The following is a 14,891-nucleotide window of genomic DNA, read 5'->3' on the forward strand; positions in this document are numbered from 1 at the left end:
CCCGCTCGTGGATGGGCGGGTGGGTGGAGAACAGGGCCATGACTCCGCCATGGTGGAGCGGGTTGACGATGAAGAGGTGGGAGGTGGCGGGGGCCCTGTCGTAGGGAATGGCCTGGGCGCCGCGCTCCAGCTTCAGCAGGGCACTGGCGAGCGCGTCCGGGTCGCCCGCCAGCTCGGCGCCCGTCTGGTCCGCCCCGTACTCCCGTGAGCGGCTGACCGCGAGCTGGAGCAGCGTGGCGGCGATGGGCGCCACCAGCAGCAGGCCCAGGTTGGCGAAGGCGCTCCCCAGGCCGCCGCGCTCGTCGTCGCCTCGGCTGAGCATGGAGCCGCCGAACCAGAAGAGCATCTGCGCGGCGTAGCTGATGATGCCGGCCAGGGTCGCCGCCACCGTTCCGATGAGGGTGTCCCGGTTGCGCACGTGGCCCAGCTCATGGGCCAGCACGCCTTCCAGCTCGCGCCGGTCCAGCAGCTCCATCAGCCCCGCCGTCACCGCGATGGCGGCGTGGCTCGGGTTGCGGCCCGTGGCGAAGGCGTTGGGGGCTGGCGTGGGGAGCATGTAGACCTTGGGCTTCGGCATGCCCGCGCGGGAGGCCAGCCGCGCCACCATGTCGTGCAGCCAGGGCGCCTGCTCGTAGGGCAACGGCCGGGCGCCGTGGATGGCCAGGGCAATCCGGTCGCTGAACCAATAGGAGCCGAAGTTCATCACCACTGCGAAGACGCCGGCGAAGAGCAGGCCTCGCGGGCCGCCCAGGCGGTCGCCGATGACGAGCACCAGGGCCGTGAGCCCGGCCAGCAGCACGGTCGTCTTGAGCGCGTTGCCCAGCCGGTGCCAACCGCCTCCGCCGTGCAGCGCTGGCCGGTCCGCGCCGGCGTGGGAAGAATGGAGCGCCATGGCCGCCTCGTTTCCGGAGGCCCGCGGGGCCCTCTGGAAACGTAACCAAGGGCGCGGGCTCGGCAACGACGAGGGACGGCGCCTGGTGGGCCGCCGCGCCTGGGCCACTCCGCCGGCATGGACGGCACCCGGCGCCGTCGTCAGCGGGCCGGGCCTTACGGACGCTCGGCCGTCGCGCCGCGCAGCGGAGCGCGCAAGCGGATGGGCGGTGAGTCCGGCGCGGGGCGGATCCACTGCTTGGGCGCGAGGCTGTCCACCTCCCGCGCGAGGTCCACGTCGGGGTCCACCAGCAGCTCCGCGGGGCGGCCGTTGAGCGACACCTGCGCGTCGACGTGGACCTGGACGCGGCCCTTGCCCCGCGCCTCGAAGTCCCGGGCGATGTGCCGCGCCAGTTGGAGGATGAGGTCCGGCTGCACCGACATCTCCCGCTCCTGGAGGCGGGTGAGGTACTGGCTGGGCGCGACGTGCCATTCCCGGTCCGACGCCGGGTCGCGGACGATGAACGTCACGCTGCCGTTCTTCTCGCGCGCCATCACCCGCCAGGAGAAGCGCATGCCCTGCTCGTGCCACAGGACATTGCCGCCGTAGAGGTGGGTGCGCAGCGGAATGGCGACCTGCACGACGGCGTAGGTCAGGGCCAGGCCGAGCGCCACCTGGCCCCTCCAGCCGGGAGCGCTCAGGGGGGGCGTCACGGGCCTCGCGGAGGCGGCCGAAGTCGCGGCGGACGTCCGGGCGAGGCGGGCGCGCAGTCCGTGCAACAGCCGCCGTGGCCAGGAGGCTTCGAAGAAGACCAGGGCCCCGGTGACCATGATGACGGGGAACATGCCAATGGGGAACAGCGCGGAGGTGGCCGCGTGGAACCCGAGCACCACGGCATAGGCGAAGGGCCGCAGCTTCCGGGTGAGGAGGAAGGCGACGATGGTGGTGTCGAAGAGGAAGCCCGACCAGGCCGCGACGTAGGCGACCCAGGGCTCGTCGAGCATGGGGCCGACGACGGGCAGGCTCGTCCGCGCCGACAGCCAGATGCTGAGCGGCTGGGCATGGAGCAGCCAGTCACCCGTCAGCTTCGCCAGCCCCGCGAAGACGTACACCACCCCCACCTGGAAGCGCAGCAGCAGCGTGCACCACGAGGGCAGCCAGTCCCGGCGCAGCGCGGGCTTTCGCCATGCATCCACCGAGAAGGCCCGGTGCGCCGGTACGAAGAGCATCAGCCCCAGGAGCAGGCTCACCAGGTAGTAGTGGTTGAGGTAGTTGCTGACGTCCACGAGCTGGACGTAGGTGAAGGCGACGAACAGCAGGCCCACCGCCACGCGGTAGAAGAGGCCCGCCGCCATGCAGAGCCCGAGCAGCGCGAGCACCGCGAAGACGGCGTGCATCCACGGCGCCGGCAGCGCGGGCACCCAGCCGAAGCCCCAGTAGGTGAAGTGGAAGCGGGGGCCGGTGAACAGCACGTCCACCCAGCCGTAGGCGAGGAACCGGACCGCTGAAACGAAGACGAGCAGTCCGAGCGCCACGCGGAACGCCACCAGCGCCGCGATGTCTCGCGGCGCCAGCAGCACCTCCCAGAGGCGCCCGGACACGGAGCGCTCGACGGTCGTCACCTCAGTCATTGTCCCCTTCGACGGACTGGGGCAGCTCCAGGTCCAGCACGGTGACGAGCTCCGTCTTGAGCACGTCCGTCACGCCCTTGATGGCGTCGTACATCGCACGCATCGCGGCCTTGTCCTGCGCCAGGACCGTCGCCAGGTCTTCACCCGGAACGGCCTCGATGCCCGCCGCCGCCGCCGCGTTGCGCTCGCGCACCTTCGCCGCCAGCGCGTCGGCGCCCGAGGCCTCGAGCAGGTCGTCGAAGCCCGTGCCGGAGAAGTCCTCGCCGCAGCCTTCCGTGATGCGCCGGTAGCCCACCAGGTTGGCCCGGAGGTTCGCCTTCGAGCGCGCCGCGAACTGTGACTCCAGGTGTTCAGGGCAGGTGGACGTGGCGCAGTCGCGCAGCGCCAGCGGCCGTGCCACCTTGAGGTCCTTCACCTCGCGCTCGAGGTAGAAGATGGCATCGCTCAGGGAGTTCAACGCCGCCTGCGTGGAGGGGTACACGGCGTTGCCGGAGCCCGCCGTCGTCAGCGTCTGTGCGAAGTTGCCCTGGTCCGCGGCCCACGCGTTCACCAGCGCGTCCGCGCGGCGGTGGATGTCTTCGGCCACCACGGCGGCGTAGGCCCGCTTGCGCTCGGCCCGCTCGTCCGCGGACAGCGCCGCCCACGAGCCTTGGGACACGATGACGGAGGTGCCCGGGCAGGCGGTGTCGTTGCCCTCGAAGAAGAGCAGGTACTCCAGCGCGTACAGGCCGCGGCGGCTCACCAGCGCGCTGTCGAAGCCCGCCGACTCGTAGCTGCGGTTGACGAGCTGCTCCTCGATGGCGCACCGGCTGACCAGGGGCCACGAGTAGATGTTGTCGCGAATCTCCGCGCCGCCCGGGAGGCTGCGGGGCGCGGCGGGACCGAACTGCATCACCTCCGCCACCTGCCACACGTCCATGGCCTGGTGGTAGGCCGCGCGCGCGGCGTCTCGCGTGGTGGCATCCGGCGTGGCCGCGTGGGCCGCGACGGCGCTCTGCAGCGTGGTGGCCGCCGTCTGGAACTCACGGGCCGTCTGCAGCACACAGGCCCCGGACGACTCCAGCAGCGCGGCGCGCGTCGCGGCCACCGTGCCGTCGGGGTTCTCCGTACCGGCGTCCGGCGGAGCCCCCGTGTCCGACTTGCAGGCCGACAGTGAAAGGAGCGCGGGAACCACGAGCGCGATGGCGCTCGCACGCAGGACGGAGAGGGGGCGCGATGACTCGGTGTTCATGGCCCGGCTCGGTAACACGCCGATGTTGTTAATGACAATCAACTTCAAGATTTCGACGTCCTCGGTTCACGACTGCACGGGATGTTTGTTGACCCTTCCCGTTCTTCTGGGGTAGGAGGCTGTCGCGACGAAACTGATAACGATTATCGTTTGCAGTTCGAGAAGTTCCCGAGGAGGGGAAGACATCATGTTGAAGACGGTAAAGCACCGCGGCTTCCTGGTGCGTGGGGCCGCGCTGGCGCTCACGCTGGCGTGCATGACGGGTTGTGGCGACGACGAGCCCACGCCGACCCCGACGCCCGACGCGGGCACCCAGGCGGACGCCGGGACGACCCCGGACTCGGGCACGAACCCGACGCCTGACGCGGGCACCGGCCCGCTGGACAGCGACATCGCGGTGGTCCGCTTCAACGAGGATGGTACGCACGACACGACGTTCGGCGCGGGCGGCGTGACGCACGTGGACTTCGGCACCGGCCGCGACGGCACGCGTGACTCGCTGTGGGACGTGCGCGTGGACGCCACGGACCGCATCGTGCTGTTCGGCAACAAGCGCGCGGACGGCACGCGCGCGGACACCGACCGCGTGGTGGCCCGGTTGACGGCGACGGGCGCGCTGGACACGACGTTCGGCTCGGCCCAGACGCCCAACGGGTTCAGCGTCCTCAACCTGTCCAACCTGAACGACGGCATGCGCTACGGCTTCATCCAGCCGGACGGGAAGATCATGACGTCCGGCTACACGTCCATGCCCACGGGCGTGGGGGCGCAGGCGGCCAACCGCATCGTGCTGCAGCGCCTGAACGACGACGGCAAGGCGGACGACACCTTCGGCTGGAAGGGCGTCGTGACGTCCGCGCCGTTCCAGGCCCAGAGCGAGAACAACCCGGAGTGGGGCATGGCCGAGGCCTACGCCGCGGGCATGCAGTCCAACGGCAGCTACGTGACGACCGGCTACGGCCGCTCCGCGTCCTCCGGCGCGGTGGACCTGGTGTCCTTCCGCTACACCGCCACGGGCGCGCTGGACCCGACGTGGGGCATTGGCGGCTCGGTGGTGCTGGACCTGGCCGGTGACAACGACCGCGGCCGCAACCTGGTCGTCCTGAACGACGACCGCGTCCTGCACGTGGGCAGCGCCACGCCCAGCGCGCAGAACATCCAGGCCCTCCTCCTGATGCAGACGCCGGACGGCCAGCCGGACACGACCTTCGCGCCGGAAGGCTACAAGACCTACGGCTTCGAGCGTCCGGAGCAGGCCTTCTTCGGCGTGGCCAAGTCGGCGGACGGCAACTGGGCGGCCGCGGTGGGTTACCGTTCCGGTGGCAGCGGGAACGTCGACGCCATCCTGGCCATCATCCCGACGGGTGGCACGGGCACGGAGGTGGTCAAGGCCACGCCCATCTCCGCCACGGAGGACGACCGCTTCTGGTCCGTCACCTTTGACTCGCAGAACCGCATCTACGCGGCGGGCTTCGTGACCGAGGGTGGCGACAACCAGATGGTGGTGGCGCGCTTCACCACCGATGGCAACCTGGACCCGACCTTCGGCACCGGCGGCATCGCGAAGATCAACGTCGCGACCGCGGCCACCGAGGAGGCCGCTCGCGGCATCGCCATCCAGACGGATGGAAAGATCGTCATCGGCGGTCCCGTCGAGAAGCAGTAATCGCTGACGCAGTGTAGAAGCAGGAGCCGGGGAGGGCGGTCCGCGCGCGGGCGGGCCATCCTCCCCGGCTCCTGGCTTTTTGAGTCGTCGGACATCCCGGTCGAGACAAGGTCGAAACGCTTCAGATGGCACTGTTCGAGCAGAAGCTGATGTGGGCGCGGAGCTGGGCACTTCCGGCGCTCTTGCTGGCATGGGCCTCCCCGGCCGCGGCGCAGTCCGAGCCGCCCCAGGACGCCGCCGCGGTTCCCGAGCCGTCGCAGGTGCAGGACGCCGCCGCCGTGGTTCCCGAGCCGTCGCAGGTGCAGGACGCCGCCGCCGTGGTTCCCGAGCCGTCGCAGGTGCAGGACGCCGCCGCCGCCGAGGCGCCGCAGCTGGCCGAGCCCGCGCAGGCGCCCGTGGGCGACGCGCCGCTGGCCACCGAGCCCCCCGCGAGCGAGCCGCTGGTGCTGGAGCCCTCGCCCGAGGCGGTGGAGAAGAAATTCGAGAGCGTGGTGGTGGGCACCTCGGAGGCGCGCACGAGCGGCTCCATCCACGTGCTCAAGCCCGCGCAGTTGGAGCGCTTCGAGCGCGATGACCCGGCCGCCATCCTCCAGACGGTGCCCGGTGTGTACTCCCGCGGCGAGGACGGCTTCGGCCTGCGGCCGAACGTGGGCCTGCGCGGCGTCAATCCGGACCGCAGCAAGAAGGTCACCCTGCTGGAGGACGGAGTCCTCTTCGGCCCCGCGCCGTACTCCGCGCCGGCGGCCTACTACTTCCCGCTGGCCACGCGCATGCAACGCATCCGCGTGCTCAAGGGGCCCTCGGCCATCCAGCAGGGACCGCAGACGGTGGGCGGCTCCGTGGAGTTCCTCACCCGGGACATCCCCGCCTCCGAGTCCGCCTGGCTGGACGTGGCGGGCGGCGAGTACCTCTACGGCAAGGCCCACGGCGTCTTCGGCGCCAGCACCGAGCGCGCGGGCTTCCTGCTTGAAGGCGTCCACCTGCGCAGTGACGGCTTCAAGGAGCTGGACACCGTGGGCGGCGACACGGGCTTCTCCCGCAACGAGTGGATGGCCAAGGGCCGCTACCTGCTCGTCCCCGAGGGCCCGGTGCGCCAGACGCTCCAGCTCAAGCTGGGCTACTCGGACGAGGACTCGAACGAGACGTACCTGGGCCTGAGCAGCGCGGACTTCGCCGCCGCGCCGCTGCGCCGCTACGTCGCGAGCGCCCTGGACCACATGAAGTGGCACCGCACGCAGGTGGTGCTCAGCCACGAGCTCGAGGCGGGCGGGCTGGCCGTGACGACGTCCGTCTACCGGCACGACCTGAGCCGGGCGTGGCGCAAGGTGAACCGCTTCCGCGGCGCCTCCATCGCCAGCGTGCTGGCGGACCCCACGAGCGCGCGCAACGCCATCTACTACGGCGTCCTCACCGGCGAGCAGGACACGTCGTCCACCCAGGACGCGCTGCTCATCGGCCCCAACGACCGCACCTACGTGTCCCAGGGGCTCCAGAGCGTCGCCCGCTGGACGGCCACCACGGGGCCGCTGAGCCACAACCTCGAGCTGGGCGCGCGCTTCCACTACGACAGCATCCGCCGCCTCCACACCGAGGACGCCTTCCTGATGCAGGGCGGCCAGCTCGTGCGGACCAGCGAGCCCACGTACACCACGGCCGACAACAAGGACTCCACGCACGCCCTCGCCCTGCACGCGACGGACGCCATCGGCTGGGGCCCGCTGGTGCTGACGCCGGGTGTGCGCATGGAGATCATCCGCTCGGCCTCGCGGAACCACCTGACGGGCACCGAGGCGAGCGGCGCGGTGGAGGTGCTCATGCCGGGCATGGGCGTCTACGGCGCGTTGACGCACGAGCTGGGCCTGTTCGCGGGCGCCTATCGTGGCTTCTCGCCCCCGGCGCCTGGACAGCCGGACGTGGTGCTGCCGGAGAAGAGCATCAACTATGAGGCTGGCGCGCGGTGGACCCGCAGGGGCGAGCGCTTCGAGGCGGTGGGCTTCTTCAACGACTACTCGAACCTCACCGACATCTGCACGTTCTCCAGCGGCTGCCTCAACGACGACCTGGATCGGCAGACGGACGCGGGCAAGGCCTTCATCTACGGCCTGGAGGTCTTCGGCGAGAAGACCTTCCGCCCGGGCGGTGGCGTGACGTTCCCCGTCTCGCTGTCCTACACCTTCACGCGCACGCGGCTGCGCGAGGACTTCCAGTCGGCGGACCCGCAGTTCGGCGACGTGCGCGCGGGCGACGAGCTGCCCTACGTGCCCCGGCACCAGCTCTACGCCACCGCGGGTGTGGAGACGGCGTGGGGCGGCCTGGCCCTGAGCGCCTTCTACGTGGACGCCATGCGCGAGCAGGCGGGGCAGGGCGAGGCGCCTCCGGAGCAGCGGACGGACGCGCTGCTGACGTTCGACGTCAACGCGAGCTGGCACTTCTCCCGCTGGGGGCAGCTGTACCTCAGCGCGCGCAACATCCTGGACGAGCAGGCCGTGGTGTCGCGCCGTCCCTACGGGGCGCGGCCCAACGCGCCTCGGACCGTCATCGTGGGCGTCAAGATGGGCATCTAGAGGTAGAAGCGGTCCGTCACGCCCGCGGTGCGCTGAAGGATGGCGCTCCAGCCCAGCCACAAGGCGATGCCGCTGGCATCCGCCTTCGCTTCCGCCCCCAGGGCGCCCAGCGAGCCCGTGCACCCGGCCAGGGTGAAAAGTCCTGAATCGGTCAGGTGGGTGAGGAGGGCGCGCAACGTGGGCATCCCGCGCGACTCGAAGCGGTGGGTGACGTCGTCGCGACCCGTGAAGTCCGGGTCGTCGAGCGCCCCATCGAGGAAGCGCTCCAGGGCCCACCAGAAGAGGTACACCTCCGCCCTGCGGCCAGACGCCACGGCCGCGGCGGCGATGGACAGGCCCTGATGCACGCGGTCGTAGTCGCCGCTGTGCAGGAAGACAACCACGTGGGTCGGGGAGGGGCTCACGCCGCGCTCATACCGCCCACAAGGCGCCAGCGTCCACCCACACGCCGGGGCTGACCGCCCGGGCCCTTTGGCTTGCGCCTTGGCCGCCGTGCTTGCTAGGAAACCTCGGTCATTCGGGCACTTACGCGCCGTGGCACCCTGGGCGGACCGGACTCCAACGAGATGGGCGAAGACCTCACAGCCAGACGCAAGGACGCGCATCTCGACCTTTGCGCCACGGGCGACGTCGAACCCACCGGAAACAGCACCCTGCTGGAGTGCGTCAAGCTGGTGCACTGCGCGATGCCGGAGATGGCCGTGGAGGACGTGGACCTGTCCACGGCCTTCCTGGGCAAGCGGCTGCGCTCCCCGCTGCTCGTCACCGGGATGACGGGTGGGACGGAGCGTGCGGGCGCGGTGAACCGCGACCTGGCGCTGCTCGCCGAGCGCCACGGCCTGGCCTTTGGTGTCGGCAGCCAGCGCGCCATGTCGGAGGACGCCTCTCGGGCCGCGTCCTTCCAGGTGCGGCAGGTGGCGCCCACGGTGGCGCTGCTGGGCAACATCGGGATGTTCCAGGCCATCCGGCTGGGCGTGGACGGAACGCGCCGGCTGGTGGACGGTATCGGCGCGGACGGGCTGGCGCTGCACCTCAACGCGGGGCAGGAGCTGACGCAGCCGGAAGGCGACCGGGACTTCCAGGGCGGCTACCGCGTGGTGGAGCTGCTGGTGCGGGCCTTTGGCGACCGGCTGCTGGTGAAGGAGACGGGCTGCGGCATTGGCCCGGACGTCGCGCGGCGGCTGGTGGACCTGGGCGTGCGCAACCTCGACGTGTCCGGCCTGGGCGGGACGTCCTGGGTGCGCGTGGAACAACTTCGCGCGTCGGGCGTACAGGCACAGTTGGGAGCGGAGTTCAGCGCGTGGGGCATCCCCACGGCGGCGGCGTTGGCCACCGTGCGCCGGGCCGTGGGCCCGGACGTCCACCTGGTGGCGAGCGGCGGCCTCCGCACGGGACTGGACGCCGCCAAGGTGCTGGCGCTGGGCGCGAACCTGGCCGGCATGGCGCTGCCGTTGTTCCGCGCGCAGCAGGCGGGCGGGCTCGTGGCGGCGGAGGCGGCGCTGGAGGTCATCCTGGCCAGCCTGCGGCAGGCGCTGGTCCTGACGGGTAGCAGAAGCTGCGCTGAACTGAGACAGCGGCCCCGGGTGCTCACCGGAGAGTTGAAGGATTGGTTGGCGGCGCTGTAGAGGGTGGCCGCGCCGAAGTCTGGAAGGAAGAACATGTCTGACACCGTGACGTCCCGGCTCCCCGGGTTCCACAAGCTGCCGATGGAGGAGCGCCACGCGCACCTCTCCCGCATGTTCCAGCTCACGCCCGAGGACCTGCAGCAGCTCTTGGGCTCGGAGGCGCTCCAGCCTGTCCTGGCGAACCAGATGATTGAGAACGCGGTGGGGACCTTCTCCCTGCCGCTGGGGCTGGGCCTCAACCTCCAGGTCAACGGACGCGACTACCTGGTGCCCATGGCGGTGGAGGAGCCGTCCGTCGTGGCGGCGGTGTCCTTCGCGGCGAAGATTGTCCGGGAGTCGGGCGGCTTCATGGGTGAAGCCGACCCGTCGCTGATGATTGGCCAGGTGCAGGTGTCGCGCTACGGCGACCCGACGGTGGCCACCGAGCGCGTCCTGGCGCACAAGGAGCAGATCCTCGCGCTGGCCAACAGCTTCCACCCGGCCATGGTGGCGCGTGGCGGCGGGGCGAAGGACGTCGAGGTTCGCGTGCTGCCGGCCCCGGAGGGCCCGCGCGGCGAGCCGCTGCTCATCGTGCACCTCATCGTCGACGCCCAGGAGGCGATGGGGGCCAACCTCATCAACACCATGGCGGAGGGCGTGGCGCCGCTCATCGAGCAGATTACGGGCGGCAAGGTGTACCTGCGCATCCTCTCCAACCTGGCGGACCGCCGGCTGGCGCGCGCCATGTGCCGCATCCCCATCCCGCTGCTGGCGGACTTCGAGATGCCGGCCGAGGAGATCGCCGAGGGCATCGCCCAGGCCAGCCGCTTCGCGGAAGCCGACCCGTACCGCGCCGCCACGCACAACAAGGGCGTGATGAACGGCATTGACGCGGTGGCCATCGCCACGGGGCAGGACTGGCGCGCCATTGAAGCGGGCGCGCACGCGTTCGCCTGCCGCAACGGGCAGTACCGGCCGCTGTCCACCTGGTACCTGGAAGAGGGGCACCTGGTGGGCCGCATCGAGCTGCCCATGGCGCTGGGGACGGTGGGCGGGCCCATCAAGATCCACCCGGGCGTGCAGATGGCGCTCAAGCTGATGCAGACCTCGTCGGTGCGTGAGCTCGCCATGGTGTTCGCGGCGGTGGGCCTGGCGCAGAACTTCGCGGCGCTCCGGGCGCTGGGCAGCGTGGGCATCCAGAAGGGCCACATGGCGATGCACGCGCGCTGCGTGGCGGTGACGGCGGGCGCGCGGGGCGACTGGGTGGAGAAGATCGCCAACCTGCTGGTGAAGGCGGGCCACGTGAAGGTGGAGAAGGCCCGCGAGCTGCTGGCCAGCCTCCCCGCCGAGGATGCCGCGGCCGCGACCGGCACCACTGTCTGACGCCGTGGCGCCTCGTTCAGAATCCATGTCGGCCTTTGGCGCCGGCAAGGTCATCCTGTTGGGTGAGCACAGCGTCGTGTACGGGCACCCGGCCCTGGCCGGGCCGTTGTCGCAGGGCGTGACGGCGCGCGCCGTGCCCGCCAAGGCGTGTCAGCTCGCGTTGCCCTCCACGCTCAGCCGTCCGCAGCGGGCGCAGCTCACGGCGGCGTTCGCCCGGGCCGCGGAGGCGACGGGCGCGCCGCCGGTGAAGGTGTCGCTGGAGGCGGACCTGCCGCTGGCGGTGGGCCTGGGGAGCTCGGCGGCGCTGTCGGTGGCGTGCGCGCGGTTGCTGCTCCAGGCGGCGGGGAAGGTGCCCACGCCGAAGGACGCGGCGCGTGTGGCGTGGGCGATGGAGCAGGAGTTCCACGGCACGCCGTCCGGGGTGGACCACACCACCAGCGCGGCGGAGCAGCTTGTGTTGTACCGGCGCAGGCCGGGGGCCGCGAAGGGGACGGGGCAGGTGGTGGAGAGCCCCAGGCCCTTGCACGTGGTGGTGACGCTCGCGGGTGAGCGCAGCCCCACGAAGAGGACGGTGGGCGCGCTGCGCGAGCGGCAGGCCCGCTGGCCGTCGCGCTACGAGCGCCTCTTCGCGGAGATTGGGCGGGTGTCCTCGGAGGGCGCGAAGGCGGTGGCGGCGGGAGACTTGGAGGCGCTGGGCGACGCGATGAACGTCAATCAGGGCCTGCTCTCGGCGCTGGGCCTGTCGTCGCCGCCGTTGGAAGAGATGATCTACCGGTTGCGGGAGCTGGGGGCGCTGGGCGCCAAGCTGACCGGAGCCGGTGGAGATGGTGGGGCCGTCATTGGCCTGTTCCTGGAGCCCAAGCCCGTGGTGACGAAGCTCACCCGGCTGGGCGTGCGCTGCTTCAGCAGCCAGCTCGCGGGACCGCGGGCGTCGTGAGTCCTCCCATGAAAGCCACAGCTCTGGCGCATCCCAACATCGCCCTGGTGAAGTACTGGGGGAAGCGGGACGACGCGCTGATTCTTCCGCATCAGTCCAGCCTGTCCCTCACGCTGTCGCCGCTGTCGGTGACGACGACGGTGGAGTTCGGCGCCGCGAGCGACCAGGTGGAGCTCAACGGGCACACCGCGAAGGGCAGCGAGCGCGACCGCGTGCTGCGCCTGTTGGAGTTGGTGCGCGCACAGGCGAAGGGCGAGCTGGGCCCCGCGAAGGTGGTGTCGCGCGGGGACTTCCCCATGGCGGCGGGCCTGGCCAGCAGCGCGGCGGGCTTCGCGGCGCTGGCGGTGGCGGGGCGCGCGGCGGCGGGGCTGCCGTCGGAGCCGCGGGCGGCCAGCATCCTGGCGCGCCTGGGCAGCGGCTCCGCGTGCCGGAGCGTGCAGGGCGGGTTCTGCGAGTGGCAGCGCGGCGAGCGTCCGGATGGTGAGGACAGCTTCGCGGTGCAGCGCTTCGACGCGGCGCACTGGCCGGACGTGCGCATGGTGGTGGCGATCCTCGACCGCGGCGAGAAAGAGGTGAAGTCGCGGGACGGGATGAAGCACACGGTGGACACCAGTCCGTACTACCCGGCGTGGGTGAAGGACGCCGAGGCGGAGGTGGTGCACGTGCGCGAGCACATCGCCCGGCGAGATTTGCAGGCCCTGGGTGAGCTGTGTGAGCGCAACGCGTGGCGGATGCACGCGACGTCCTTCGCGGCGAATCCGCCGCTGAGCTACATGAACGCCGGGACGTTGGCGCTCATCCAGCACCTGAAGGAGCAGCGCAAGAAGGGCATCCCGGTGTGGTTCACGCTGGACGCGGGACCGAACCCGGTGCTGCTGACGGACGCCGCGCACGAGGTGGCCGCGGAGGCGCTGGCCCGCGCGTGCGGCGCGGTGGACGTGATTCGCTGCGTGCCGGGTGGGGACGCGGAGCTGAAGGCGGAGCACCTCTTCTGATGGAGCGGGCCCTCTCCGCGCCGGGGAAGCTGTTCCTCTCGGGTGAGTACGCCGTGCTGTGGGGCGGCGTGGCGCGGTTGGCGGCTGTGGCGCCACGCACGTCCGCGTACGTCCGCCGCCGTGCGGATGCCCGGGTGCACGTGTGCCTGGAAGAGGGCACGCTCGCGGGGAGCACCACGCCGCTGGGCGTGCGCTGGGAGCGGGAAGTCCCGGCGGGGTTCGCCTTCGTGGCGCGGGCGCTGGACGAGGCCCTGCGCGCGCATGGACGCGCGAGTCAGGGTTTCGACCTGGCGGTGGCGCCGTCCGCGGTGGGGCCGAACGGGCAGAAGCTGGGCATGGGCGGCAGTGCGTGCGCGACGGTGCTGGCGGCGGAAGGCGCGCGCTATGTGCTGGAGGAGCGCTACGACGCGCTGAAGCTGGCTTTGTTGGCGCACACGCTGGGGCAGGGCGGGAAGGGCAGCGGCGGGGATGTGGCGACGAGCTTCGCTGGAGGTGTGCTGCGATACCGGCGCTACGACGTGGCGCCGTTGATGGAGGCGAGCAACACCGGGCGGCTGCGCGCGGCGCTGGCCGAGTCTCCGTCGGTGGACGTGTGGCGGCTGCCTTCGCCCCGGGTGTCCATGGCGTATGCCTTCACGGGCGAGAGCGCCTCGACGCGGGTGCTGATTGGCCAGGTGGAGGCGCGGCTGGAGGAGGCGGGCCGCCAGAGCTTCGTGGAGCGCTCGGACACGCTGGGCCACGCGATTGAGGACGGGCTGAGCGGCGGTGACTTCCGGGCCTTCTCGGAGGCCGTGAAGGCGCAGCACGCGCTGCTGCTGGAACTGGGGCCGCTGGAGACGGAAGGCATGCGCCGGGTGCTGGCGCTGGCCGCGACCTACGGTGCGGCGGGCAAGCTGTCCGGGGCGGGTGGCGGGGACGGCTGTATTCTGTTCGCCCCCGATGCGCAGGTGCGGGCGGAGATGTGCAAGGGATTGGAAGCCCGCGGCTTCCACACGTTGCTCCTGGATGCGGAACCCGGCGTGCGTGGCGAGGCCCAGGTGGCTCCCCGACTGCGGACCTGGGTCGACGCTCTAACCTGAGCGCGTCTCTTCAACGCCACCCAGCCACCTGACTCTTAGGCAAAGGTCAAACCCACCGTCCCTTCGGTGTCTCCACTCCGAGTGTGGGTTGGCGTGGACCCATGTCTCGGTAGATGCCGTGGTTGGTAGTGAAGTGATAGGATAGCTAAACCCCGCGCCATCCTGACAAATTTCCAGCGGCATGCTCTATTTGTCGAAAAGTGGACGCTTTGGCTTGGGGCTTGAGGGCGCATTCTATGTGGTGTCATTTGGTTAATGTCATGCGCGCCGGGATGGCGGGAACTGTTCTGGCATTCATTTTCTTGTCGGCTTCCGCATATGCAGAATGTTTCCCTGCGCTTGGTCAAGGTACAGGTACTCTGACGACGGTTTGCGTGGGGCCCAATGGCGAATGTCCTGTTTCGATGCGCCAATGTGTGAATGGCCAGTGGGCTAATGAAATCAATGCTTCAGTTGAAGTGTGTAACGGGCTTGATGACGATGGTGATGGTCTAATTGATGAAGATGGCGTCTGTCGATCGGACACGCTCACATGTGAATGTCAGCCGGGCACATGCGCGCAGCTCGGGTTAAACTGTGGTTCCGTTCCAGATGGATGCGGAGGGGCACTTGATTGTGGTGGGTGCCCTGCTGGCCAGGCTTGTGGCGCTGGCGGTACTCCCAACGTCTGCGGGCTTGGCAACGGCTGTATCCCTGCTGCACCATCGAGTGCTTGTGTAGGCAAGAACTGCGGGCTGGTCGCAGACGGATGCGGAGGGCTGCTGAGTTGCGGCACATGCAGTGGTAACGACTCGTGTGGTGGCGGTGGAACGCCTAACGTCTGTGGCTGCACCTCCATCTCCGAATCCTTCGCATGTACTGGGCGAAACTGCGGACAGGTGTCCAATGGCTGTGGTGGCACGTATGATTGCGGGAGCTGTGTAGGCCCAC

11 protein-coding genes are annotated in these 14,891 nt (G+C 70.5%); 7 read left to right on the forward strand and 4 right to left on the reverse strand.

The window, feature by feature from the left end; translation table 11 throughout:
• From HV824_RS20605 to HV824_RS20615, 3 genes are all read right to left on the reverse strand, one after another.
• A partial coding sequence (locus HV824_RS20605; RefSeq protein WP_176424031.1) for a zinc metalloprotease HtpX occupies positions 1-892 on the reverse strand: 892 nt, incomplete at its 3' end.
• Positions 893-1,047: 155 nt separating this feature from the next.
• Positions 1,048-2,502, reverse strand: a complete 1,455-nt coding sequence (locus HV824_RS20610) for an HTTM domain-containing protein (RefSeq protein ID WP_176420438.1) — start codon at positions 2,500-2,502, stop codon at positions 1,048-1,050.
• Positions 2,495-3,733 (reverse strand): imelysin family protein, encoded by a 1,239-nt coding sequence (locus tag HV824_RS20615; RefSeq protein WP_176420437.1) that lies wholly within the window; start codon positions 3,731-3,733, stop codon positions 2,495-2,497. The genes HV824_RS20610 and HV824_RS20615 overlap by 8 nt, the downstream gene beginning before the upstream one ends.
• Positions 3,734-3,920: 187 nt before the next feature.
• Here HV824_RS20615 and HV824_RS20620 point away from each other — a divergent pair, with 187 nt between their 5' ends.
• Together HV824_RS20620 and HV824_RS20625 are read left to right on the forward strand one after the other, a co-directional pair.
• A complete protein-coding gene (locus HV824_RS20620) occupies positions 3,921-5,399 on the forward strand; it encodes a hypothetical protein (RefSeq protein WP_176420435.1) in 1,479 nt (492 codons plus the stop codon).
• Positions 5,400-5,524: 125 nt separating this feature from the next.
• Positions 5,525-7,963 carry a TonB-dependent receptor gene (locus HV824_RS20625; protein ID WP_176420433.1) on the forward strand — a complete coding sequence of 813 codons (2,439 nt, stop codon included), beginning with the start codon at positions 5,525-5,527 and terminating at the stop codon, positions 7,961-7,963.
• Here the strand turns inward: HV824_RS20625 and HV824_RS20630 are convergent.
• A complete protein-coding gene (locus HV824_RS20630; RefSeq protein WP_176420443.1) occupies positions 7,960-8,346 on the reverse strand; it encodes a hypothetical protein in 387 nt (128 codons plus the stop codon). The two genes, HV824_RS20625 and HV824_RS20630, sit on opposite strands and share 4 nt — an antisense overlap.
• A gap of 183 nt (positions 8,347-8,529) precedes the next feature.
• Between HV824_RS20630 and fni the strand changes: the two genes are divergently transcribed.
• From fni to HV824_RS20655, 5 genes are read left to right on the forward strand one after another with little or no spacing between them, the layout of a single operon-like run.
• Complete coding sequence (gene fni, locus HV824_RS20635) at positions 8,530-9,588, forward strand: type 2 isopentenyl-diphosphate Delta-isomerase (RefSeq protein ID WP_176424032.1); 1,059 nt, start codon at positions 8,530-8,532, stop codon at positions 9,586-9,588.
• 33 nt (positions 9,589-9,621) lie between these two features.
• A complete protein-coding gene (locus HV824_RS20640) occupies positions 9,622-10,950 on the forward strand; it encodes a hydroxymethylglutaryl-CoA reductase, degradative (protein ID WP_176424033.1) in 1,329 nt (442 codons plus the stop codon).
• Between the two features lie 4 nt (positions 10,951-10,954).
• On the forward strand, positions 10,955-11,887 hold the full coding sequence (mvk, locus tag HV824_RS20645; RefSeq protein ID WP_176424034.1) for a mevalonate kinase: 933 nt from the start codon (positions 10,955-10,957) through the stop codon (positions 11,885-11,887).
• An 8-nt stretch (positions 11,888-11,895) separates the two neighbouring features.
• Positions 11,896-12,882, forward strand: coding sequence for a diphosphomevalonate decarboxylase (gene mvaD, locus HV824_RS20650; protein WP_163783914.1), 987 nt, complete (start codon positions 11,896-11,898; stop codon positions 12,880-12,882).
• Entirely contained in the window at positions 12,882-13,961 is a 1,080-nt protein-coding gene (locus HV824_RS20655; RefSeq protein WP_176420423.1) for a mevalonate kinase, read from the forward strand. Before mvaD ends, HV824_RS20655 begins: the two co-directional genes overlap by 1 nt.
• Positions 13,962-14,891: the final 930 nt, after the last annotated feature.

This window comes from Myxococcus sp. AM009 (genome assembly GCF_013372605.1).
GTDB lineage: Bacteria > Myxococcota > Myxococcia > Myxococcales > Myxococcaceae > Myxococcus > Myxococcus vastator.